This is a genomic window from Reyranella massiliensis 521 (genome assembly GCF_000312425.1).
In the GTDB taxonomy this organism is placed as follows: Bacteria; Pseudomonadota; Alphaproteobacteria; order Reyranellales; family Reyranellaceae; genus Reyranella; species Reyranella massiliensis.
The window spans coordinates 4,216,886-4,239,353 of sequence record NZ_HE997181.1 but is presented as its reverse complement, the minus strand read 5'-3'; the positions used below and the strand labels follow the sequence as shown (position 1 = coordinate 4,239,353).

At 65.9% G+C, this 22,468-nt stretch carries 19 protein-coding genes and 1 tRNA gene; 5 read left to right on the top strand and 15 right to left on the bottom strand.

Annotation, left to right across the window (positions count from 1 at the left end; translation table 11 throughout):
* Positions 1-177: 177 nt before the first annotated feature.
* The 3 genes from BN60_RS20690 to BN60_RS20680 all read right to left on the bottom strand — a co-directional run bounded on the left by BN60_RS20690 (position 178) and on the right by BN60_RS20680 (position 3,985).
* Positions 178-939: an FkbM family methyltransferase gene (locus BN60_RS20690; RefSeq protein ID WP_215905927.1), complete on the bottom strand. Its 762-nt coding sequence runs from the start codon at positions 937-939 to the stop codon at positions 178-180.
* Positions 940-1,055: 116 nt separating this feature from the next.
* On the bottom strand, positions 1,056-2,198 hold the full coding sequence (locus BN60_RS20685; protein WP_043284175.1) for a CaiB/BaiF CoA transferase family protein: 1,143 nt from the start codon (positions 2,196-2,198) through the stop codon (positions 1,056-1,058).
* A gap of 104 nt (positions 2,199-2,302) precedes the next feature.
* The gene (locus BN60_RS20680) at positions 2,303-3,985 is read right to left on the bottom strand and encodes a dihydroxyacetone kinase family protein (RefSeq protein WP_020698050.1); all 1,683 of its coding nucleotides are present in this window, start codon (positions 3,983-3,985) and stop codon (positions 2,303-2,305) included.
* 292 nt (positions 3,986-4,277) lie between these two features.
* Here BN60_RS20680 and BN60_RS20675 point away from each other — a divergent pair, with 292 nt between their 5' ends.
* Positions 4,278-5,537 carry a glycosyltransferase gene (locus BN60_RS20675; protein WP_020698049.1) on the top strand — a complete coding sequence of 420 codons (1,260 nt, stop codon included), beginning with the start codon at positions 4,278-4,280 and terminating at the stop codon, positions 5,535-5,537.
* Between the two features lie 33 nt (positions 5,538-5,570).
* Here BN60_RS20675 and BN60_RS20670 read toward each other — a convergent pair.
* A tRNA-Ser gene (locus BN60_RS20670) sits at positions 5,571-5,660 on the bottom strand.
* Positions 5,661-5,765: 105 nt separating this feature from the next.
* Here BN60_RS20670 and BN60_RS29165 point away from each other — a divergent pair.
* Positions 5,766-6,125 (top strand): hypothetical protein, encoded by a 360-nt coding sequence (locus BN60_RS29165; RefSeq protein ID WP_020698048.1) that lies wholly within the window; start codon positions 5,766-5,768, stop codon positions 6,123-6,125.
* 18 nt (positions 6,126-6,143) lie between these two features.
* On the opposite strand, the gene lepA is transcribed toward BN60_RS29165, so the two are convergent.
* The 5 genes from lepA to rpmI form a co-directional block, all read right to left on the bottom strand.
* On the bottom strand, positions 6,144-7,946 hold the full coding sequence (lepA, locus tag BN60_RS20660) for a translation elongation factor 4 (protein WP_020698047.1): 1,803 nt from the start codon (positions 7,944-7,946) through the stop codon (positions 6,144-6,146).
* A 47-nt stretch (positions 7,947-7,993) separates the two neighbouring features.
* Entirely contained in the window at positions 7,994-10,390 is a 2,397-nt protein-coding gene (gene pheT, locus BN60_RS20655) for a phenylalanine--tRNA ligase subunit beta (protein ID WP_020698046.1), read from the bottom strand.
* The gene (pheS, locus tag BN60_RS20650) at positions 10,387-11,487 is read right to left on the bottom strand and encodes a phenylalanine--tRNA ligase subunit alpha (protein WP_020698045.1); all 1,101 of its coding nucleotides are present in this window, start codon (positions 11,485-11,487) and stop codon (positions 10,387-10,389) included. Before pheS ends, pheT begins: the two co-directional genes overlap by 4 nt.
* A gap of 118 nt (positions 11,488-11,605) precedes the next feature.
* On the bottom strand, positions 11,606-11,962 hold the full coding sequence (rplT, locus tag BN60_RS20645; RefSeq protein WP_020698044.1) for a 50S ribosomal protein L20: 357 nt from the start codon (positions 11,960-11,962) through the stop codon (positions 11,606-11,608).
* A gap of 3 nt (positions 11,963-11,965) precedes the next feature.
* On the bottom strand, positions 11,966-12,169 hold the full coding sequence (gene rpmI, locus BN60_RS20640) for a 50S ribosomal protein L35 (RefSeq protein ID WP_020698043.1): 204 nt from the start codon (positions 12,167-12,169) through the stop codon (positions 11,966-11,968).
* A 192-nt stretch (positions 12,170-12,361) separates the two neighbouring features.
* On the opposite strand from rpmI, the gene BN60_RS20635 reads away from it, so the two are divergent.
* Both BN60_RS20635 and BN60_RS20630 read left to right on the top strand, forming a co-directional pair.
* On the top strand, positions 12,362-13,120 hold the full coding sequence (locus tag BN60_RS20635; RefSeq protein ID WP_020698042.1) for an SDR family NAD(P)-dependent oxidoreductase: 759 nt from the start codon (positions 12,362-12,364) through the stop codon (positions 13,118-13,120).
* Between the two features lie 309 nt (positions 13,121-13,429).
* Positions 13,430-14,215 carry a hypothetical protein gene (locus BN60_RS20630; protein ID WP_020698041.1) on the top strand — a complete coding sequence of 262 codons (786 nt, stop codon included), beginning with the start codon at positions 13,430-13,432 and terminating at the stop codon, positions 14,213-14,215.
* Positions 14,216-14,225: 10 nt separating this feature from the next.
* On the opposite strand, the gene BN60_RS20625 is transcribed toward BN60_RS20630, so the two are convergent.
* The 3 genes from BN60_RS20625 to BN60_RS20615 form a co-directional block, all read right to left on the bottom strand.
* A complete protein-coding gene (locus BN60_RS20625; protein WP_043284172.1) occupies positions 14,226-15,071 on the bottom strand; it encodes a sugar phosphate isomerase/epimerase family protein in 846 nt (281 codons plus the stop codon).
* Positions 15,072-15,074: 3 nt separating this feature from the next.
* Complete coding sequence (locus BN60_RS20620; RefSeq protein WP_020698039.1) at positions 15,075-16,430, bottom strand: MFS transporter; 1,356 nt, start codon at positions 16,428-16,430, stop codon at positions 15,075-15,077.
* Between the two features lie 65 nt (positions 16,431-16,495).
* The gene (locus tag BN60_RS20615) at positions 16,496-17,365 is read right to left on the bottom strand and encodes a phytanoyl-CoA dioxygenase family protein (protein WP_020698038.1); all 870 of its coding nucleotides are present in this window, start codon (positions 17,363-17,365) and stop codon (positions 16,496-16,498) included.
* Positions 17,366-17,401: 36 nt separating this feature from the next.
* Between BN60_RS20615 and BN60_RS20610 the strand changes: the two genes are divergently transcribed.
* Positions 17,402-18,484, top strand: a complete 1,083-nt coding sequence (locus tag BN60_RS20610) for a substrate-binding domain-containing protein (RefSeq protein WP_083856212.1) — start codon at positions 17,402-17,404, stop codon at positions 18,482-18,484.
* A 78-nt stretch (positions 18,485-18,562) separates the two neighbouring features.
* Here the strand turns inward: BN60_RS20610 and infC are convergent, their stop codons facing one another.
* The 3 genes from infC to BN60_RS20595 all read right to left on the bottom strand — a co-directional run bounded on the left by infC (position 18,563) and on the right by BN60_RS20595 (position 22,459).
* Entirely contained in the window at positions 18,563-19,099 is a 537-nt protein-coding gene (gene infC, locus BN60_RS20605; protein ID WP_043284168.1) for a translation initiation factor IF-3, read from the bottom strand.
* 70 nt (positions 19,100-19,169) lie between these two features.
* The gene (gene thrS / locus BN60_RS20600; RefSeq protein ID WP_020698035.1) at positions 19,170-21,113 is read right to left on the bottom strand and encodes a threonine--tRNA ligase; all 1,944 of its coding nucleotides are present in this window, start codon (positions 21,111-21,113) and stop codon (positions 19,170-19,172) included.
* 212 nt (positions 21,114-21,325) lie between these two features.
* Complete coding sequence (locus tag BN60_RS20595) at positions 21,326-22,459, bottom strand: glycosyltransferase (protein ID WP_020698034.1); 1,134 nt, start codon at positions 22,457-22,459, stop codon at positions 21,326-21,328.
* Between the last annotated feature and the right edge of the window lie 9 nt (positions 22,460-22,468).

Genomic DNA, 22,468 nt, shown 5'->3' with positions numbered 1-22,468 from the left:
CAATGAACCTTTCGAGACCGGGCTCAGGCCGCGATGTTGCGCCTGCGCAGCGGCAGTGCAAGAGACAGTTGATCGCGTTCCGGCCTGTCACAGATTGACCACCGAATGCGCAATGATCGACCTCTCGAGGCGCCTGACTCGGCACCGATATTTGTAAACGCGCCTGCAGTTCCATTCTCAGGCCGACGCCGCCCACCGTCGGTCAGTGCGCAGATTTTTGTCGTGTGGCACGAACAGTAGGTCGAGCTGCGCCGTGGCATCGTCGAGCGGACGCCGACGCAGACCGATGATATCGGCGAGCACGAAGCCATGATCGCCGAGGAAGCTCACGACGTCGCGGACTTCGGCCCCGCCTTTTACGGTCGCGATGGTGCTGGTCTCAATGACGATTGCATCGATCTCGGGCAATCGGCCCGTCATGCCGTCGAGCACCATGAGTTCGGCACCTTGCACGTCGATCTTGCACAGCGATGGACCTTTGATGGGACCGAAGAGGCTGTCGAAACGACGCAACGGAACGCGGTCGACGCGCCGCACGCGCCGCGGTCCTACTTCCTCAAGCAGTGTCGATTCCTGGATATCGCCTCGTACTTCGAGCGCAGCATCGCCGTCGCGATCGGCCAGAGCGACGGAGTGAAGTTCGCAGCGCAACTGCTTTGCAAGCTTTTGCATGTAGGCATACGACTCTCGTGCCGGATCAACCAGGTGGTAGAACGCGTTCGGAAACGCACGGTAGAGCGGGAACGTGCCGTAGCCGACTCCGATGTCGAACACCGTTTGCGGCTCGAAGCCATGGTGCTGCAGCACGCGCATGGTGCGTGACCAGGATGGCAATCCCGAGAATGAAGGCAGGGACGAAACGAAAGGGCGCAGCACGTCCTTCAGACGGGCTTTCATTGCGGCGCCAATCGGCTGTGCCTTCGCGTCGATCGACGTCAAGGTCATCTCCACGGCTGTTTTGAGCAGGCGAAGATGCTAGCGACCTCAACCGCAATGGCGTGTGATCAATAGGTGGCGGAGAGCAGGCGAAAGCGCCTGCTCTCGCGTACGCTTCATTACTTAGCGGGGCGGCCCAAAACTTCATGCGTATGCTGACCGAGTGTCGGTGCGGGCCGCGCCGACCGCGGACGCTTGCGATCGAAGGAGATCGGCAGACCGACCACACGAGGACCGCCGTCGGGAAGTTGATGCACGAGATCGGCCGCAGCGAGCTGCTCGGTCGCCGCGAGTTCTGCGATGTCGTTTACCGGGCTGCAGGGCACACCTGCTTCTTCGAGAGCCGCCAGCCAGTGAGCGCGGCTCTTGTGGCGCATGACCTCTGCGATCAGCGGGACCAGCTCGGCGCGATTGCGCACGCGCTGGGCGCTCGTGGCGAAGCGCGGATCCGTTCCCCATTCTGGATGGCCCAGCACCTTGGCGCAGCGCGCCCAGAGGCGATCGTTGCCGGCTGCGAGGCAAACCGGAGCGTCGGTCGTTTCGAAGAGCTGGTAGGGGACGATGGCGCCGGATCCGGTGCCGTGCCGCTTGGGCGGCTGATTGTCCGAGAGATAGTTGTTGAGCTGTCCCTCGACCCAATGCACGGCCGAGTCGAACAGCGACGTGTCGACGAGACAGCCCTTGCCAGTACGATCGCGCAGGCGCAATGCCGCCAGCGCGCCGATCGTGCAGAACATGCCCGTCGCCTTGTCGTTGATCGACGCGCCGCAGAAGGTCGGTGGATCCTCGGGGCGGCCCGTGACGCTCATCATGCCGCCATAGGCCTGCAGCAATGGATCGAAGCCCGGCTTCATGCGCATCGGGCCCTGATACCCGAAGGCCCAGATCGAGCAGTAGATCAGTCGCGGATGCCGTTTCAGCATGGTCTCCGGGCCGATGCCGATCTCGTCGACGACGCCCGGCCGGAGATTCTGGATCAGGATGTCGGCATTCTCGCACAGCCGATGCAGCGCATCGACGTCGGCCGCCAGCTTCAGATCGAGGACGACGGAGCGCTTGTTGCGGTTCTGGCTGTGGAAGTAGAGCGATGTCACGCCGTCTGGGCCGAAGGGAGGGCCCCAGATGCGCGCATCGTCGCCGCCATCCGGTTTCTCCACCTTGATGACGTCGGCGCCCATGTCGGCCAGCAGCACGCCGGCGAGAGGGCCGGCCAGCGCCTGGCCCACTTCGATAACGCGAACTCCTTCGAGTGGTAGTGTCACAATCGTTCCTTCTCGGGCTCTGTCTTCCTTGGGCGACATTGCCCTGAGGCCGGTCCGATTGTCATTGCTCGCGCCGTTTCAATGTCGGCCTGCGAGTGGTCGTGTCAGGTCGGTGTGATGGCAGCAAGCCAGATGGTCAGGGCCGTGGCGCCGGCGTCAGCATGGCCGAGTGCACGATCGCCGAGATAGGCCGCACGACCGACACGAGGCGACATGTCGGCCGTCGCCGTCGTCCCCTCGCGCGCAGCGTCGAGGGCTTCCATCCATGCGTCCGCGGCGGGCTTGCCGTCGTCGAGAGCGATGCGGAAAGCCGCAGCGGCCGGCACCAGCGCGTCCAGCATGGTGCGATCGCCGGGCTTCGCACCGCCCAGTTCGGCAATCGCGGCGGCAGCGGCATCGAGCGCCGCCGCCCAATCCCGCGGGCCGGGATCGTCGGGCAGGCCCCGCGCGGCGCGAACCAGAGCTGTCGCATAGAAAGGGCCTGAGCTACCGGCAATGGCGCGTCCGAGAGCTGCAGCCAGATGCTTGAGTGCCGTGGAGGGGGTGGTCCAGTCGGATGCCGGCATGGCGCGGATCGCCGAAGCGGCGCGGCTCATGCTGAAGCCGAGGTCGCCGTCGCCTGCTGCGGCATCCAGCTCGGTGAGCTGCGCCTCCGCGGCAGTCAGCGCCTCGGCGGCCTTCAACGCCGACTGGCGCATGATGCGGCCGGCCCTCGTCGGCGTGAGGATGGGGGCGGTCGTCGGCGGCGCCGGAGACGGCGGTTGAAGGGACAATGCCTCGGCGAGGCGACCATGACCCGGCCAGGCCGGCGCGGCGGAGGCGGCATCCAGCCGTGCCAGCCGCGAGTCGTCGACGATGAGAAGGCTGAGCGAGACGCCCGGCATCTCGAGGGCGGTCATCAAGTTTCCCGACCAGGCGCGCGCGACGTGCAAGCCGGACGCGCGAAGCTGGGCCAGGGCCTTGCGTGCGACGATGGCCAGTTCCATCGGCGGCGTCCCGCCCAGCCCGTTCACCAGCAGCGCCATGCGTGCACCCGGCGGCGGCGCGAGGTCGACGAGGATCGTCGCCAGCAAGTGTTCGACAATCTGGTCCGCCGACATCAGCTTGGTGCGCCGCACGCCCGCTTCGCCATGAATGCCCAGACCCAGTTCCATCTCGTCGGCCGCAAGCGTGAAGCCCGCGCTGCCGCCCGGAACAGTGCAGGCGCCGAGCGCCACGCCCATCGTGCCCACCGCAGAGGCCGCCTGACGCGCCTCGGTGGCGACGGCGGCGAGATCCAGTCCAGCGGCGGAAGCGGCGCCAGCCACCTTGTGAACCAGCACGGTGCCGGCGAGGCCGCGTCGCCGTTCCGACGCCACCCTGTCGCGCAACGCTACATCGTCGGCGACCACGACAGTCTCGACGGGAATGCCTTCGGCCCGCGCCAGTTCGGCAGCCAGACCGAAATTCAGGCGGTCGCCCGTATAGTTCTTCACGATCAGCAGGGCGCCGGCAGGTCCGGAGGCGGCGCGGATGGCAGCCAGGACGGCGTCGGTCGACGGCGAGGTGAAGACATCGCCGGCCACGGCCGCGTGCAGCATGCCGGCGCCGACATAGCCTGCGTGTGCGGGTTCATGTCCGCTGCCGCCACCGGAGATGATGGCGACCTGCCGCGCCGCCGGCAGTCCCAGATCGGCACGCAGTACCACGTTCTCGTCGGCCAGCAACGTCTGCCCGGCATGCAGGCCGACTTGGCCCTCGAGCATTTCGCGAACCACGACGCGCGGATCGTTGATCAGCTTTTTCACGAGACTTGATACCTCTCCGCGGCAATTTTCCCGTTAGGAAGAAGATAAACAGGGAGCTTTGCAAGGCCTTGCGTCGAGTGGAGCGTCGACGACAACCTGTTCATTTTCGCATTCTCCCGCAGCGACGAGCATGAGATGCAGCTTTTGCAAACCCCCGTGAGCCCTTTATATCGACCGCTCGTCAGGGACTGCATGATGGGCCGCCTCCGATCGAAGGGAACCAAACGCACTCGCCGAAGCGTTCTTCGTCGATGATATGCGCGGCTGTAACGACGAGCTGAGAGGACCATGGATGCGCTTCACCATTCATACGCTCGGCACGCGTGGCGACGCGCAGCCTTACCTGGCACTGTCTCGTGGACTTAAGGCCCGTGGCCACGAGGCCCTGCTCGTGGCACCGGCCCAGTTCGCCGATATGGCCGAGGCGGAGGGTGTGCCCTTCTCGCCGCTGCCTGCCGAATTCCTGGCCTTGCTTGACTCACCCGAGACCAAGGCCTTGATCGGGAGGTCCGGCGCCGGCTTCGCAGCCGGCTTCAAGCTGATCAAGCATTACAGGCATCTCATGCGGGCCCTGCTCGATGCCGAATGGGAAGCGGGGCGCGCTTTCCGACCTGATGCGGTTATTTTCCATCCCAAGGCGCTCGGCGCACCTCATATCGCGGCCAGGCTGCGCATCCCCGCCTTTCTTGCTTCGCCTCTGCCAGGCTTCACGCCGACGGCCGCCTTCCCCTCGCCAATCCTGCCCTTTGCCTCGCTCGGTCCGCTCAATCGCATGAGTCATGCGCTGATGATCCACGGCGGCGGCATTATCTTTTCCAGGGCTTTGCGCCAGTGGCGAGCCGATTCGCTCGGGCTTTCAGCGCGTGACAGGCCCGCACCGCTCGCCGGCACGCTCTATGGCTACAGTCAGCTCGTAATTCCAAAGCCGCCCGACTGGGGGCCAGACATCGCCGTCACCGGCTACTGGTTTCTCGATGCGCCGGAATGGCGGCCGGATGCCGATCTCGCCGCTTTCCTGGCAGCCGGCGAACCGCCGATCTATGTCGGCTTCGGCAGCATGCCCGGTGCCGAGCCGGAACGGCTGACCGCGCTGGTGGCCGAAGGCTTGCGTCGAGCCGGCAAGCGCGGCTTGCTTGCGACAGTAGGCGGGGCACTGGGTCGCATCGATGGATCGAGCGACCTCCACGTCATCGCCGGTGCGCCGCACGATCGCCTGTTCTCGCTCGTGCACGCAACCCTGCATCATGGCGGCGCCGGCACGACGGGCGCGGCCCTGCGCGCCGGCAAGCCGACGGCGATCTGCCCGTTTTTGGGCGATCAGCCTTTCTGGGCGCGCCGGGTCATGGCCCTTGGAGTCGCCCCCCGGGCGCTCGACAAGCGCAAGATGACCGCGGCCGATCTGGCCGCCGCATTCCATGCCATGGACGATCCTGCCCTGCGCGCCCGCGCCGCCGCGCTCGGCGCCGCCATCCGATCCGAAGACGGGGTAGGGGGTGCAGTGGCCTTCATCGAAGAGAATCTACGCCGACGCCGTAGCTTTCAGGCTGATTGATGAGAAGCAGCCTCGGCGGATGCATGCTGCTTTTGGCGGACAGGGCGGGATTCGAACCCGCGGTGGCTGTTACACCACGCACGCTTTCCAAGCGTGTGCCTTAAACCGCTCGGCCACCTGTCCGGGAAGCGCGGTCGGCCGCTCTTATAGCGCGGTGGATGGCTTCGGCAACGGCCTTTCCCCGACGCGGCTCCTTGGCTAGGGTGCCGCCCGGTATTTGGGGGAGTAATGGTGGCGTTTCGTGCCCTGGGGTGGCTACTGCTGGCGCTGGCAGTCGCAGTGGTCGTGCATGACCTCCTTACATGGTGGTCGGAGGGCAGCTATCATTTTTCAACCCTGGGGAGCCTTTGGGCGCACCTCGATCCCGGTTCGCTCGGCAGCGCCCAGACCTCGGCGCGGCGGCATCTTCCCGGCTCCCTGTGGAATTGGACGGTCCGGCCGTTCCTGGCCTTGCCGACCCTGCCGGCGTTCCTGGTTCTGGGCTTCTTCCTGCTGTGGCTGGGCAACCGCGACGGCGACCGGCCGGATCCCAGCTTCCTCGGCGGCTCGCGCCCCTCGCGGAAGCGCCGCAGCCGCGGGCTTTCCTGAGCCCGCTCGCCTGACCAGCTAGCGGCTGTCCATCTTCAGCGCGGCGATGAAGGCGGACTGCGGAATTTCCACGTCGCCCACCTGGCGCATGCGCTTCTTGCCCTTCTTCTGCTTCTCCAGCAGTTTCTTCTTGCGGCTGATGTCGCCGCCATAGCACTTGGCCAGCACGTCCTTGCGCAGCGCGCTGATCGTCTCGCGAGCGATGATGCGGCCGCCGATCGCCGCCTGGATGGCGATCTTGAAGAGCTGGCGCGGGATCAGGTCCTTCAACCGCTCGCAGAGCGCCCGGCCGCGATGCTCGGCCTGGCTCTTGTGCACGATGATGGAAAGCGCATCGACTGGTTCGGCGTTGACCAGGATCGAGACCTTCACCAGCTCGCCTTCCTCGTAGCCCACCATTTCGTAGTCGAAGCTGGCATAGCCGCGCGTCACCGACTTCAGCCGGTCGTAGAAGTCGAACACCACTTCGTTCAGCGGCAAGCGATAGACCGCCATGGCGCGCGCGCCGGCATAGGTGAGCTCGATCTGCTGGCCGCGGCGCTCCTGGCAGAGCGTCAGCACCGAGCCGAGATGCTCGTCCGGTGTCATGATTGTGGCCTTGATCCAGGGCTCTTCCATGCTCTCGATGTGCACGGGGTCGGGATAGTCGGCCGGGTTGTGCAGCTCGAGCGCCGTACCGTCGGTCATCTTGAGCTTGTAGACGACCGAGGGCGCGGTGGTGACGAGGTCGAGGTTGAATTCGCGCTCCAGCCGCTCCTGCACGATCTCGAGATGCAGGAGACCCAGGAAGCCGCAGCGGAAACCGAAGCCCAGCGCGGCGCTCGACTCGGGCTCGAAATGGAACGAGGAATCGTTCAGGCGCAGCTTGGCGAGCGATTCGCGCAGCGTCTCGAACTCCGCGGCGTCGGCCGGGAACAGACCGCAGAACACCACCGGCACGGAGGGCTTGAAGCCCGCCAGCATCTCGGTCGCGGGCTTGCGGTCGTCGGTGATGGTGTCGCCGACCTTGCAGTCGGCGATGGCCTTGATGCCGGCGATGATGAAGCCGATTTCGCCGGGACCAAGCTCGGCCACATCGGTGGCCTTGGGCTTGAACACGCCGACCTTGTCCAGGTCGTAGGAGGCGCCGGTCGCCATCATGCGGATGCGCATGCCCTTCTTCAGCACGCCGTCCTGCACGCGCACCAGTGTCACGACGCCGAGGTACGGGTCGTACCAGCTGTCGACCAGCAGGGCCTTCAGCGGCGCGTTGCGCTCGCCCTTGGGCGGCGGCAGGCGTTTCACCATCGCTTCCAGCAGGTCGTCGATGCCGAGGCCGGTCTTGGCCGAGACCTTGATCGACTCCGACGTGTCGATGCCGATCACGTCCTCGATCTCGCGACACACCCGCTCCGGCTCGGCCGAGGGCAGGTCGATCTTGTTCAGGACCGGGATGATCTCGTGGTTGGCGTCGATCGCGTGATAGGCGTTGGCGAGCGTCTGCGCTTCGACGCCCTGGCTGGCATCGACCACCAGCAGCGAGCCTTCGCAAGCGGCGAGCGAGCGGCTCACCTCGTAGGCGAAGTCGACGTGGCCGGGCGTGTCCATCAGGTTCAGGATGTAGGTCTTGCCGTCCTGCGCCGGATACTCCAGCCGAACGGTCTGCGCCTTGATGGTGATGCCGCGCTCGCGCTCGATATCCATGGAGTCGAGCATCTGGTCGTGGAATTCACGCTCCGTCACCGCCCCGCAACGCAGCAGCAGCCGATCGGCCAACGTGCTCTTGCCGTGGTCGATATGAGCAATGATCGAGAAATTGCGGATCAACGACAGGTCGGTCATGTCACTCTACTTCGGGAAGCGCCAGCGGGCGGCGCACTCCAATGAATTTAACCACGCAGGGCGGCGCCCGTCGCTTTGGCTACCGCCGCGACGATCTTGGCGGAAACCGCCTCGATCTCCGCATCGGTCAAGGTACGTTCGACCGGCTGCAGGGTGACGGCAATGGCAAGAGACTTCTTGCCTTCCGGTACACCCTTGCCGGCATAGACGTCGAATACGCGGGCTGCGGTGATCAGCACCTTGTCGGCATTCCGGGCGGCGCGCACCAGCTTCTCGGCCTCGACTGAGGCATCGACCAGGAAGGCGAAGTCGCGTTCGACGGGCTGGAAGGCCGACACCACCAGCTTGGACCGCGCCTTGCTCGCCTTGGCCTTGGGCAGCGGCGGCGCATCGAGAAACACTTCGAAGGCCGCGACCGGACCCTTGAGGTCGGCGGCAGCCGCGATCTCGGGATGCAGTTCGCCGAAATAGGCCATCACGCGGTCGCCGAGCTTGATCGCGCCCGAGCGGCCGGGGTGATACCAGTCCGGCGCGCCGGCCTGGGTCGAGAGATTGTCGGGTGCGCCGATGGCGGCCAGCACGGCCAGTGCATCGGCCTTGGCGTCGAAAGCATCGACGGTGCGTGCGGGACCGGCCCAGTTGCGCGGGACTGCCATGTTGTGGCGGAGGCCGGCGGCCACGGTGCGCTGGCCTTGCGGCGTCGCATCCTTGTACTGCGGACCCACCTCGAACAGCGCCGGATCGACGAGGCCGCGCGCTTCGTTGCGCGCCGCTGCATCGATCAGGTTGGGCAGGATCGAAGGCCGCATGGTGTCGAGCGTGGCGTCGATGGAATTCAGCAGGCACAGGTCGGGCTGGCCGCCGCCGAAACGCTCGGCCTTCTTGCGCGGCAGGAACGACCAGGTGACGGCCTCGTTCATGCCGCGCGCACCCAGCGCCCGGCGTGCCTGCGGCACGCGCCGCTGCATCGGATTGCGCACCGGCTTCGACATTGCCGACAGCCGCGGCAGCGACGTGGTCGGGATATTGTCGAAGCCGTAGACGCGCGTGACCTCCTCGACGAGGTCGGCTTCGCCTACGATGTCGGAGCGCCAGGACGGCACCGCGGCCGTCCACGGGCCGCTGCCGCTCACCGCGAAACCCAGCTTGCCGAGAATGGCCGCCGTTTCCGCCGCCGGCACGTCGATGCCGGTCAGACCCTTCACGCGGTCCGCCCGCAGGTCGTAGCTGCGCTGCCAGGCGGGCATCACGCCGCTCGCGACGAGTTCGCTTGCCTCGCCGCCGCACAGGTCGAGGATCAGGCGGGTCGCGACCTCGGCGCCCCAATGTACGGATTCCGGATCGATGCCGCGCTCGAAGCGATAGCGCGCGTCGGACTGGACGCCGAGCTTGCGGCCGGAGGCTGCAGTGCGGATGGGATCGAAGTAGGCGACTTCGAGGAAGACTTCGGCGGTGTCTTCCTGCACGCCGGTATCCTCACCGCCCATGATGCCGCCGATGCCGTGCACGCCGTTGGCATCGGCGATCACCGCAATCGTGGGATCGAGCGTGTAGGTCTTGCCGTCGAGCGCCAGGACCTGCTCGCCCTCGCGTGCCTGACGCATCACCAGATCGCCGGCGAGCTTCTTCGCATCGAATACGTGCAGCGGCCGGTTGAGGTCGAAGGTGACGAGATTGGTGATGTCGACCAGCGCCGAGATCGGGCGCAGCCCGATCGCCTTGAGGCGGCGCTGCAGCCAGTCGGGCGAGGGGCCGTTCTTGACGCCGCGGAAGTGGCGGCCGACCACGATGGGGCAGGGGCTGTCGGGCTTGGCTTCGTAGCCATGCGTCCACTTGATCGGGCTTTTGTAGCTGCCGGCAACCTTGTCGACCTTCATCGGCTTCAACGTGCCGAGGCCGGAGGCAGCCAGGTCGCGGGCAATGCCATGCACGCCCAGGCAATCGCCGCGGTTGGGCGTCACCTTGATCTCGATCACCGCATCGTCGAGGCCCAGCGCCTCGGCGGCCGGCGCGCCGGTGAGGGCATCGGCCGGCAGGTCGATGATGCCGCTATGGTCGTCGCCGAGCTGCAGCTCGCGCGAGGAGCAGAGCATGCCGTTGCTCTCCTCGCCGCGGATCTTGCCGACCTTCAGGTGAAGATCTGTGCCGGGAATGTAGCTGCCCGGCGGCGCGAAGATGCCTTTCATGCCAGTCCGCGCATTGGGCGCCCCGCACACGACCTGGACCACGCCAGCGCCGGTATCGACCTTGCAGACGCGCAGACGGTCGGCGTTGGGATGCTGCACCGCCTCGACGACATAGCCGACGACGAAGCCCTTCAGGGCCTCGGCCGGATTGCTGATGCCCTCGACTTCGAGGCCGAGCATGGTCAGCGCGTCGCGCACCTCGGTGAGCGTCGCGGTAGTGTCGAGATGTTCCTTCAGCCAGGAAAGCGTGAACTTCATCGCGCGAGCCCTCCGGTCAGCGAGGGCATCTCGAGCGCCGAGAAGCCGTAGTGGCGCAGCCAGCGCAAGTCGGCGTCGAAGAAGGCGCGCAGATCGGGGATGCCGTATTTCAGCATGGCGATGCGATCGATGCCCATGCCGAAGGCGAAGCCTTGATAGACAGCGGGATCGAGCCCGCAGTTCCGGATCACGTTGGGATGGACCATGCCGGAGCCCAGGATCTCCAGCCACGAATCGCCGGCGCCGATCTTGAGTTCGCCGTCCTTCCACGAGCAGCCGATATCGACCTCGGCCGATGGTTCCGTGAAGGGAAAGTAGGACGGGCGGAAGCGCAGCGGCAGGTCGTCGATCTCGAAGAAGGCGCGGCAGAAATCGACCAGGCAGCCCTTGAGGTGGCCCATGTGCGTCGTGCGGTCGATCACCAGGCCCTCGACCTGATGGAACATCGGCGTATGGGTGGCGTCGCTGTCGATGCGGAAGGTGCGGCCCGGCACGATGATGCGCAACGAGCCGCCATCGGCCAGCATCTTCTGCACGTTCTTGTCGAGCATGGTGCGCGCCTGGCCGGGCGACGTGTGCGTGCGCAAGACCATCGGCATGCCGTCGGCACGCGAAGGCAGATAGAACGTGTCCTGCATCTGCCGCGCCGGATGGTCGGGCGGGATGTTGAGGGCGGTGAAGTTGTGCCAGTCGTCCTCGATGTCGGGACCGTCGGCCCAGGTGAAGCCCATTTCGCCGAAGATGGCGCCGAGTTCGTCCATCACCTGGCCGATGGGATGCAGCGTGCCCTGGCTCTCGGGCCGGGTCGGCAGGCTGACGTCGATCCTTTCGGCGGCAAGCTTGGCTTCGAGCGCGGAGGCGCTCAACGCACCCTTGCGGGCGTCGAGAGCGGCTTCGATCTCGCCCTTGAGCTGATTGACGCGCGCGCCGAATTCCTTTCGCTGCTCGGGCGCCAAGCCGCCCAGCGTCTTCATCAGGCCGGTGACGCTGCCCTTCTTGCCCAGCGCGGCAACGCGGGCGGCATCGAGCGCGCCGAGATCGGCGGCGGCCTGCACCGCGTCGAGCGCTTCGCTGCGTATCGTCGAAAGATCGTCCATCTTTCCCACTCTCGAAACCGAACACGAAAAAAGGGAGCCTGTGGTCCAGGCTCCCTCTTTGCGATTGCTATCCGTTGCGCCTGGTGCGGCGGGAGCGGACGTTACTTGAGGGCGGGCCCTACTTGAGAGCCGCTTGTGCCTGATCGACCAGGGCCTTGAACGCCGCCGGCTCCCGCGCCGCGAGATCGGCCATGACCTTGCGGTCGACCTCGATCCCGGACTTCAGGATGCCGTTCATGAACTGCGAGTAGGTCATGCCATGCTCGCGGACAGCGGCGTTGATGCGCTGGATCCAAAGGCCACGGAACGCACGCTTCTTGTTGCGACGGTCGCGGTAGGCGTACTGAAGGCCCTTCTCGACCTTCTCGATGCCGACGCGGAACGCCGCCTTGGCGCGGCCGCGATAGCCCTTGGCGAGCTTCAGAACCTTCTTGTGACGAGCGTGTGCAGCCACGCCCCGCTTGACGCGTGCCATGGTCTACCTCTCGTACGGGAAGAAGTTGCGCTTGATGATCCGGGTATCCGGCTCGGACACGATGGCCATGCCGGTTGCCTGACGGAGGAAGCGGTTGCCCCGCTTGCTCATGCCGTGGCGCTTGCCCACGACCCCATGCTTCACTTTTCCGGAGGCCGTGAAGCGAAAACGCTTCTTGGCTCCGCTCTTGGTCTTCATCTTGGGCATTTTTGTTCCTTTTCAAAGGGTTAGCGCTTTCGCGCCGGCCCGGACCGGAGCCCGGAAAGTCCTTACGAAGCAGCCGAGGCAATGCCCTTATTGGCCAAGCCACTCGAAGGAACGGGGCTTATAGCGATGCGACCGGGCCCGTGCAAGCACGGCGGGATCGGGCAGAATGGCGATTTGACGGGGAATTTTCGCATGAAACTGGCAGGAAAGGTGGCCCTGGTGACGGGCGCCCAGCAGGGGATCGGGGCGGCGATCGCCCGTGCGCTGGCGGGTGAGGGCGCCGACGTGGCGATCACCTGGCTTGACGACCAGGCCAGCGCGGAGACGGTGGCCGGCGACATACGCAAGGCCGGCCGCCGGGCGCACCTCATCAGGGCTGACGTCGCACGGCTGGCCGAGATCGAGGCCATGGTCGCGGAGACGGTCCGGATCCTGGGCACGCCGGACATCCTGGTGAACAATGCCGGCGTCTATCCTCGCGTGCCGCTCCTCGAGATGCGCGAGAGCGACTGGGATCATGTCCTCGACATCAACCTCAAGGCCGGCTGTTTCGCGACCATCGCCGTCGCCAAGGCCTTGATCGCGGCGGGCCGGAAGAGCGGCGCCGTGATCAACCTGTCCTCCTCGGCAATCCGCGGCGCCGTGCGCGGCGTGCACTACAGTGCCAGCAAGGGCGGCGTGGTCTCGATGACACGAGCGCTGGCGCTGGAACTGGCGCCGCACTGCATCCGCGTGAATGCCATCGCGCCCGGCCTCACCGACACGGCGCAGCCGCGTTACGGCAACACCGACGCCGAGCTGACCGAGATCGCGCGCGCCACCATTCCTTTGGGCGGTCGTCTTCTCACGCCGGACCAGATTGCGCGCACGGCCGTCTTTCTCGCGTCGGAAGAGTCGAGCGCGACGACCGGCCAGGTGCTGCATGTGAACGGTGGGTCGTACATGTCCTAATCGTGATCACTTCATTCGGCGTTGACAGTGATCCCGGCGCGTGTCTGAGTCTCTCCATCGACGTCAGACACGGAGGTTTAGATGCTTCCACCGGGTCAACGTTCCGCAATGATTGCTGGTGCAATCTTTCGGGCATCAGCATAGCGGACACACACACGAATGGCGCGCCGGGGCGGTCCCCCGTGGGTCGCATCAGTTAGGCAAGATCCCAACTGGACCGCCCCCGACGTGGCGCTATCGTTTCGTCGATTGATCAATTCGAACGACGTCTAGGGAACGACAAACTGCCTTGTGCGTTGTCGAGCCGTTATGTCGAAGACTGCCGCAATCGCCGTCCTCGCCTGCCTCGTGACTGCCAGCGCCGGGGCTCAGACAAGCTCGCAAAAAGTCCAGGACAATCCCGCCGCGCAATATGTGCTGGTGAAGACCGTGACCGGCCAGTCGCTGGGCATACTCAAGGCGCGTGCCCTGCCCGTCGCAGCGGATGGCTACAATTTGCTGCAATACTGCTGGACGCCCCACAACGTGCTGGGGGACTGGAGCGATCGTGCCGGCCTGACGGGCGAGATGGTCGTGCGTTCCCTGGAAACACTCGCCTGGTCGCGCGATCTTGTCCGCGCGGGCTACCCGGAAAAGCCGACGGCCGAAGCGATCGGGCGCTACGAGGCGGCGCTGGTCGAGGCGAAGTTCGCGAACGCGGCGCGTGTGCGGGCGCTCGATGCCTTACAGGCCGAGCTCGACGGGCTTCGGCGACAGGTGCCGGGGGCGGCGGCGATCCGCGCGCACTATCGTTGCGACCAGCAGGCTACGTCGCTCGGCCTCAACTTCTCGACGGCGCCGGCGGGCGGCGACGTGCGGTTCATTCCCTACGTGCTGCGCCAGATTTGCCAGACCCAGCAGCTCGACGCCGACGACACGGCTCGCTGCGACTACTGGCTGCCGGCGCGGCCGGACGGACCGATGTCGTTTGCCGAGGAAACCGTCTACAGCGTGCGCTGGCTGGACGGCACGGTGGGGGGCGGACGTTTCAATCCCGACGAGCAACGCACGACGGGAACGGTGACCTTGCGCGAACGAACGCCGCAAAAGAAATAGGCTGCCGCCTCTACGCGCCTTCGGCTTCGATGCGCTGCCACAATGTCTTGACCATGGCCTTCAGCGCGAGTGCGTCCTGCCAGCGATCCGAGAGTTCGGCGCCGTCGGGCCCGGTGATGGCATAGGGCGGTGGCCCGAGTTCGCACAGGAACGTCAGCACGGCATCGGGGCCGGCGCGCTTGCGCCAGGAGCGGATAGCGTATTCCCACCATCCCATGAACAGCTCGACCCAGCCCTGATGCTGCGGGAAGCCCAACGAGATCTGCACCTGTTCGCGGCTGGCGATGCGGCCATGGATGCCCCAGGCGTTGTCGAGCACGCGGTGCATCATGCGGTGATTTTCGTCGTCGACCGGCCAGGCGAATTCGCGCCCGACCAGATAGTGCGAGATGTCAGCCGTCAGCCGCAGATCGGGAAAGCAGTCGAGAAGCTGCAGCATGAAGAACAGATCGGTCGTCATGCGGTCGCGATGGGTCTCGACATGGACCGCTACGCCCGACCGTTCGCTGAGACGCCGCCAGCCTTCCAGCAGCGGGATGCAATCCTCCAGTCGCCGTGGCCGCACATTCGGCTGCAGGTTGACGTGATCGGCGCCCAATCGTGCCACCAGGTCGAGGACGGGTTTGAGGTCGTCGACGCTGGTCGGATAGCACTGCGCCTGCCAGATCATGTCGTGCGCGCGCAGGAAGCCGGTGACCTCGGTGGCGAAGTCCGGATCGATGAAGCGGACGCCGGCCCCGTCGAAGCCGGCGTCGCGGATCATTTCGAGCTGCGTCTGCAGCGGCCATTCGTCGGCGTCTGCGCGACGCCGTTCCATGGCCCAGAGTGACTGCAGAACGCGAAGCTGCTGCGCCACCGATCAGGCTCGCGCCGGCTGTGTTGCTCGGGCCGTCTGTGCCGACGGGGGCTGAGCGGTGTCACCGGCGATGTTCTCTTCGTATGTCTCGGGCCCGGCCCAGATGGCCCAGGTCGTGAGCAGCGAGAGCACGATCACGTAGATCGACACCGGCCACCAGGAGCCGCTGGCCCATGCCACCAGCGCCGTCGCGAGGAACGGCGCCGGCCCGCCGGCCAGCAGCGAGCCCAGCTCGCGGGCGAAGGCGAAGCCCGCGAAACGGCGCTGCGGCGGGAAGAGTTCGGCGAAGTACGAGGCCTGCGGCCCGAACATCGCCGCCGTCACCACGGCGCGCGCCAGGACGAAGGCGAGCGTGATGTAGATCCACTCCTTGGTCTCGACCAGCCAGAAGAACGGGAAGGCGAGCGCCACGCCGGCCAGGGCGCCGAACATGTAGACAGGGCGGCGTCCGACCCGGTCCGAGAGGGCCGCGAAGCCCAGGATCGTGAACAGCTCGACGATGAAGGCGACCATGAGAGCACTCAACGCATCGGCGCGGGGAACGCCCAGGCTGATCACGTAGCTCAATCCCCACACCGGGAAGAGATAGCCCAAGCCGTTCTCTGCGAGGCGGGCGCCCAGCACGACCATGAAGTTGCGCGGATGCTTGCGCAGCGCCGCCATCGCCGGGTTGCTTTCGACCTTTTTCCGAGCGACCACGGCCTCGGTGTACACCGGGGTCTCGCTGACCCGCAGGCGGACATAGATACCGACCGCGATCAGCAGGACGCTCGCGAGGAACGGCACGCGCCAGCCCCACGCCATCAGCTCCTCGCGCGGCAGCATGGTCACGAGCGCGAAGGCGCCGGCGGCCATCAGGTTGCCGACCGAAACGCCGAGCGGAGCGAAGCCGCCCCAGAAACCGCGATGCTTCGGCGGTGCATTCTCCACCAGATAGATTACGGCGCCGCCATATTCGGCGCCGGCGCCCAGCCCCTGCACGACGCGCAGCGCCACCAGCAGGATCGGCGCCCAGTAGCCGATCTGCGCATAGGTCGGCAGAAGGCCAATGAGTGTGGTGCCGACGCCGATCATCAGCAGGGTGATCACCAGCACGGGCTTGCGGCCGTATCGGTCGCCCATGATGCCGAAGATGATGCCGCCCAGCGGCCGCACCACGAAGCCGACGCCGAAGGTCAGGAAGGCCAGCAGCGTGCCGACCAGCGGGTCGCTCTTGGGAAAGAAGAGCTCGCCGAACACCAGCGCCGCGGCCGTGCCGTAGAGAAAGAAATCATACCATTCGAGCGCCGAGCCGACGCTGGCGGCAATGATTACGCGCACCGGCATCTTCTTGTTGGGGTCCTTGGTCGTCGTTGTCATGGCGTTTCCTCACGAGCTTGTTCTTCTTGAAGCGGCCGGCATTCCTCGCCGGTCTTGCTCGCCAGCTAGGCGGCGCGATTGAAGTAGGATTTCGTTGCGATGGACTGCGTCTCATAGATCGACCCGCTGCGCAGCGGCGGCGGCAAGGGCATGCGTACCGGCGCGGCCGTCAGGCGTGGCTCGACGACCGAACCGCCGGCCAGCAGACGGCTGTCGAACTCGTCGAAGTCCTTCACGCCCATCAGCGGCCAGGCATCGCTTGCCGCGACTTCGTAGAGCAGCAGGTTGCGCGGACGGTCCGACGTGTTGAGTGCCGATCCGTGAAGCGCGCGCACATGATGGAACGACATGCTGCCGGCGCGGCCCATGCAGGGAATGGCGCGATCGATCTCGGCCCGAATCTCGTCGGGGTCGATCAGGCCGGCGAAGCGGCCGTCGGGTCCATGGTGGTTCCACACCGGGCCGGTGTGCGTGCCAGGCGACACCAGCATGGGGCCGTTGGAAAGGTCGGTGTCGTCGAGCAGAACACCGATCGCCAGTACGTCGTCGTTGGTGTGCGGATAGAACGCCCAGTCCTGGTGCCACTCGACGGGCGATCCGTAGTGCGCCGACTTCATGTTGAGCTTCGACCCATGCAGGCGCAGGCCCGGTCCGAGCAGCGCCTTCAGGATGGCGATCACCTCCGGGCTGCGCACGACTTCGTCGAACACTGCATGCACCTTGTGGGGCGCCTTGATGCGCCGCACGCGCGGATCGGCCGGGGTGTGGCCGGGTTCGAGGTCGTAGACGTCCGTGTGCTCGGTCGTACCGGCGGCTCCGGCCACCAGCTCGGCCACGACCTGGCGCATGCGAGCCAGTGTGCGGCTGTCGAGGACATCGGGCACGACGATGACGCCGTCCTGCTTATAGGCTTGGACTTCCCGCTCACCGATCATTCCGTTTCCCTCCTGGTCTCTTCATCGATTCTGGAAATGATAGCGCTACCATTTTCGGGGAAGCTATCCCTTTCTTGCAGACCACCTGCGCTAGGAGATATGCCGATGGACATGGAAAGCAGGTCGTCGGACCCTTTGAAGTCGCCGGTGCCGACGCTTATGGCAGTCGCCAGGATGGCCGGGGTTTCGCCTATCACGGTCAGCCGGGTCGTGCGTCGCCCGGACATCGTGTCCAGCGCGACGCGTCTGCGCGTCGAAGATGCCATCCGCAAGCTCGGTTATGTTCCGAACATGGTGGCCGGTTCGCTGGCCAGTGCCCGCACCAAGTCGGTCGGCGTGCTCGTCCCGACCATCGCCAATTCGATCTTCGCCGATACGGTGCAGGGTCTGTCGGACGTGCTCGAGCCGCTGGGTTTCTCCGTCATCCTGGCGCAGTCGGGCTACGACGACCAGCGCGAGGCCCGGACGCTGGCCGCGCTCCTGTCTCGCCGGCCGGAGGCGATCATCATGATCGGTGCGCCGGTCACGGCCGAGGGCATCGAGATGCTGAAGCGGGCCGGCATTCCCGTTGTCGAGACCTGGGAACTGCCGGAAGCGCCCGTCGATGCTGCTGTAGGTTTCGACAATCACGATGCCGGTGTCGTTGTTGGACGACATTTCGCCAAGACAGGCCGGCGTCGACTGGTCTTCGTCGGCGGCGATGATCGCCGGGCGACGCAGCGGTGGCATGGTTTTATCGAGGCCGCGCGCAAGGCCGGGCTCGACGAGCCGCGACGTGTGCTGATCGAGTGGCAGTCCGGTGCGGGCGCAGGCGCAGCGGTTCTCGCCAGTACACCCGATGCGGATGCTGTGTTTGCGGCAAACGACGCCTATGCCATCGGGTTGCTGTCGGCTCTTCGTCGCGCCAACCGGCTTGGCCCCGAGCCTGCGGCGGTTCCGGAGGTCGCCGTGGTCGGCCTGGGTGATCTCGAAATGGGCCGGCTCTTCTCGCCGACGGTCAGTACCATACGTATCGACGGTGCCGCGATTGGCCGGGCGGCCGCCGAACTGGCGCTCGATCCCGCCAAGCCACGCCGAATTGATCTCGGCTTCGAGCTTATCCTGAGGGAAAGCGGCTGAAGCGGGCCGACGTCGCGTCGATCCCGCCCAACCGATCAAAGCCGTGGCAGCGAGGCCGCGTCGATCCCGCTGGGCCGATCACTTCGGCGCCAGCACCATGATCATCTGCCGGCCTTCCATGCGCGGCATCGATTCGATCTTGGTCAGCGGATCCATCTCACCACGCACGCGGTTCAGGACCTGCAAGCCGAGTTCGGAATGCACCATCTCGCGGCCACGGAAGCGCAGGGTGACCTTCACCTTGTCGCCTTCTTCGATGAACCGCTTCATCGCGCGCATCTTCACTTCGTAATCGTGGTCGTCGATGTTCGGGCGCATCTTGATCTCTTTGACCTCGATGACCTTCTGATGCTTGCGCGCTTCGTGGGCCTTCTTCTGGGCCTCGTACTTGTACTTGCCGTAGTCAGAGATCTTGGCGACCGGGGGCACCGCGTTGGGCGAAATCTCGATCAGGTCGAGGCTGGCTTCTTCGGCCATTTCAATCGCTTCGCGGGTGTTGAGGACGCCGACCATGTCGCCGTTCTCGTCGATCAGTCGGACTTGCGGCGCTCTGATCTCGCCGTTGACGCGCGGACCCTCGCGGGTCGGAGCAGTCTGTTGAGCAGGTCGTGCTATGGCCTCATTCTCCTTCGTTGAAGCCCCCTTCCACTTCGGAAGTCGGGGCGGGACATCGAGACTGGGCCGCCTAGAAAGGCGGCCGAGCCTCTACTGAAAGTTTAGTGACGGCGGCCCCGAGTTCAAGGACCTCCTGCTTTTCCGAGCCCAGCCGCCGGATGGCGACCGTGCGGTTGTCCATGTCGCGCCGGCCGACGGCGAGGATCAGCGGTACGTGGGCCAGCGAGTGCTCGCGGACCTTGTAGTTGATCTTCTCGTTGCGCAGGTCCGTGTCGACCCGCATACCCGCTGCACGCAGGGTCGAGGCGACTTCCTCGGCATACCCATCGGCGTCGTTCACGATCGTGACTACTACAGCTTGCGTCGGTGCCAGCCAAAGGGGGAAGCGGCCGGCATAGTTCTCGATCAGGATGCCGATCATGCGCTCGAAGCTGCCGAAGATGGCGCGGTGCAGCATGACCGGCCGCTTGCGCGATCCATCCTCGGCCACGTAGCTCGCATCGAGCCGCTCGGGCAGCACGAAATCGACCTGCAGCGTGCCGCACTGCCAGTCGCGACCGATGGCGTCGCGCAGCACGAATTCCAGCTTCGGGCCGTAGAAAGCGCCTTCGCCGGGATTTAGCACGACGTCGAGGCCGGCCGCCTTCGAGGCCGACAGAAGCGCGCCCTCGGCCTGGTCCCACACCGCATCCGAACCGGCGCGGACCGGCGGCCGGTCGGAGAACTTCACGAAGTAATCCGTGAAGCCCAGGTCGCGGTAAACCTCGTCCAGCAGCTTGCAGAAGCGGATCGTCTCGCTCTCGATCTGCTCCTCGCTGCAGAAGATGTGCGCATCGTCCTGCGTGAAGTTACGCACGCGCAGAATGCCGTGCAACGCGCCCGACGGTTCGAAGCGATGGCACGAACCCATCTCGGCCATGCGCAATGGCAACTCGCGGTAGCTGCGCAGACCCTGGTTGAAGATCTCGACGTGGCAGGGGCAGTTCATCGGCTTCAGCGCGAAGATGCGCTTGCTGTCGTCGGCCAAGAACTCGCGCAGGCCTTCCTCGTTCTCGCTCAGATACATGTTCTGGCGGAACTTCTCCCAGTGGCCCGATTCCTCCCACAGCTTGCGGTCGACGAGCTGCGGCGTCTTCACCTCGACATAGCCGCCGGCCTCGAGCTTGCGACGCAGATAGCCTTCGAGCGTGCGCCAGAACGTCCAGCCCTTGGGGTGCCAGAACACCATGCCGGCCGCCTCTTCCTGCTGATGGAAGAGGTTCATCTCGCGGCCGAGCCGGCGATGGTCGCGCTTCTCGGCTTCCTCGATGCGCGTCAGGTACGCCTTGAGGTCCTTGTCGGAGAAGAAGACCGTGCCGTAGACGCGCTGGAGCTGGGCGTTCTTGGCGTCGCCGCGCCAGTAGGCGCCCGACACCTTCGTCAGCTTGAAGGCCTTGCCGAGCTTGCCCGTCGAGGGCAGGTGCGGGCCGAGGCACATGTCGAGCCAGTCGCCCTGCTTGTAGACGGAGATCTCCTCGTCCTTCGGCAGCTCATCGGCCCATTCGGCTTTGAACTTCTCGCCGTGCTGGACGAAGTAGTCCTTGATCTTCGCACGGTCCCACACTTCCCGCGTGATCGGCAGGTCACGGTCGACGATCTCGGCCATGCGCTGCTCGATCTTGGCGAAGTCCTCGGGCGAGAAGGGCTCGGGCCGCACGAAGTCGTAATAGAAGCCGTCCTCCGTGGAGGGGCCGAACGTGATCTGCGTGCCTGGGTAGAGCTCCTGCACCGCCTGGGCCAGAACGTGCGCCGCGTCGTGCCGCAGCAGTTCCAGTGCATCGGGGTCGCGCGCCGTCACGATGCCGATCTTGGCGTCGCGATCGACCACGTAGGCGAGGTCCTTCATCTGCCCGTCGACGCGCAGGGCGAGGGCCGCCTTGGCCAGGCCCGGGCCGATCGAGGCGGCGATTTCGGCGCCGCTGACCGGCTTGTCGAACGATCGGACCGAACTGTCCGGCAAGGAAATGTTGATCATGGTATCCACCAGCTAACGAAATTGCGAACGAGGCACACCCGCCGACGCGAAAGCGCCGGCGACGGCAGGCCGGGAAGCGGCACGAGTGCCTGCGCCCGGCCGAATCAAGTTCGTACGGTGGTGGTGTTGGCTGGAGCGGTTGAAAACCTGCGTTCCATGCGCTTGGAGATAGGCGGGGGTCCGACCCGAGTCAAGCAAAGGTCCTCGGTGTTCTAGGGAACCCGCAGGCGCTCGTAGAGGGCAAGAAGGCGTGCATTCGACTGGGCCAGATTGAACTGGCTGCGCACGTGCTCCTGCGCGGCGCGCGCCAGTTCGGCGCGCCGCTCGATGGACAGCGAAAGCGCGGCCCGCAGGGCGTCGGCCAGCGCCGCCGGGTCGCCGGGAGGCGCCAGCCAGCCGGTGACGCCGACGCGCACGGCCTCGGCCGCGCCGCCGCCATCCTCGGCCACGACCGGCCGCCCCATCGCCTGCGCTTCGATCAAGGTGCGGCTGAAGCCCTGCCGCGCACCGCCCGTCGAGACGACGACGTCGGCCAGCATGTAGGCCGCCGGCATGTCATCGACATAGGGGCCGATCTGTACGCGGCCCTGCATCTCGGCAGCCACGACGGCATTCTCCAGTTCTTTCTCGAAGGGTGTCGGAACGCCGGTCGAGCCCAGCAGGAGACAGAAGACATCGTCGCGGCCCAGCCGCTTGATCGCCTCGATCAGGATCTTCTGGCCGTTATCTTCGGTGAAGCGCGCAGGGCAGAGCACGAGATGACTGCCGTCGGGAATGCGCAGCTCGCCGGCCAGTCGGATCAGTCGGTCGGCACGCACGATGGCCGGATTGAAGCGGTCGATGTTGATGCCCGGCGGGATCGTTTCGAGGCGATCCTCGAGGGTGGGGAAGCGCTCCAGCGCATCGCGCGCGACATGGTCGGACACGGCGATCACCGCATCGGCGCGCGCTTGCCGTCGCTCGATGAAGCGGCCGGCAAGATCATGCGCAAGGAACGGGCGATGCAAGGTCGCGATCCACTTGATGCCGAGCCGTCGTGCCAGGGCGCGTGCAACCCATCCCGTCGCAGGCGAGCGTGCTTGAACGACGTCGACCTTGGCATCGCGCAGGCTCGAGGCCAGCTTGCCGGGCAAGGTCAGCCGGCCCCAGACGGCATGTGTACTGTCCGGCAGTTCGAGGTGGCTGCCGCGCAGGCGCAACAGGTCGGGGACCATGGCGCCGCCTGGCGAGGCGACGATCGCCGAGCCGCCGGCCGCGATCACCGCCTGCGCCGCATCCAGCGTCGCACGGGCCAGGCCGCCGCCGGCCAGCGTGGGAACGATCTGCAGGAGGGTTGGCGCGGACACTGTGTTTGC

What these genes read in the sequence shown, in the direction of transcription:
- BN60_RS20675 (WP_020698049.1), top strand. Translation starts at nt 4,278, where the DNA reads ATGCGCTTCACCATTCATACGCTCGGCACGCGTGGCGACGCGCAGCCT.
- BN60_RS29165 (WP_020698048.1), top strand. Translation starts at nt 5,766, where the DNA reads ATGGTGGCGTTTCGTGCCCTGGGGTGGCTACTGCTGGCGCTGGCAGTC.
- lepA (WP_020698047.1), bottom strand. Translation starts at nt 7,946, where the DNA reads ATGACCGACCTGTCGTTGATCCGCAATTTCTCGATCATTGCTCATATC.
- pheT (WP_020698046.1), bottom strand. Translation starts at nt 10,390, where the DNA reads ATGAAGTTCACGCTTTCCTGGCTGAAGGAACATCTCGACACTACCGCG.
- pheS (WP_020698045.1), bottom strand. Translation starts at nt 11,487, where the DNA reads ATGGACGATCTTTCGACGATACGCAGCGAAGCGCTCGACGCGGTGCAG.
- rplT (WP_020698044.1), bottom strand. Translation starts at nt 11,962, where the DNA reads ATGGCACGCGTCAAGCGGGGCGTGGCTGCACACGCTCGTCACAAGAAG.
- rpmI (WP_020698043.1), bottom strand. Translation starts at nt 12,169, where the DNA reads ATGCCCAAGATGAAGACCAAGAGCGGAGCCAAGAAGCGTTTTCGCTTC.
- BN60_RS20635 (WP_020698042.1), top strand. Translation starts at nt 12,362, where the DNA reads ATGAAACTGGCAGGAAAGGTGGCCCTGGTGACGGGCGCCCAGCAGGGG.
- BN60_RS20630 (WP_020698041.1), top strand. Translation starts at nt 13,430, where the DNA reads ATGTCGAAGACTGCCGCAATCGCCGTCCTCGCCTGCCTCGTGACTGCC.
- BN60_RS20620 (WP_020698039.1), bottom strand. Translation starts at nt 16,430, where the DNA reads ATGACAACGACGACCAAGGACCCCAACAAGAAGATGCCGGTGCGCGTA.
- BN60_RS20615 (WP_020698038.1), bottom strand. Translation starts at nt 17,365, where the DNA reads ATGATCGGTGAGCGGGAAGTCCAAGCCTATAAGCAGGACGGCGTCATC.
- BN60_RS20610 (WP_083856212.1), top strand. Translation starts at nt 17,402, where the DNA reads ATGATAGCGCTACCATTTTCGGGGAAGCTATCCCTTTCTTGCAGACCA.
- thrS (WP_020698035.1), bottom strand. Translation starts at nt 21,113, where the DNA reads ATGATCAACATTTCCTTGCCGGACAGTTCGGTCCGATCGTTCGACAAG.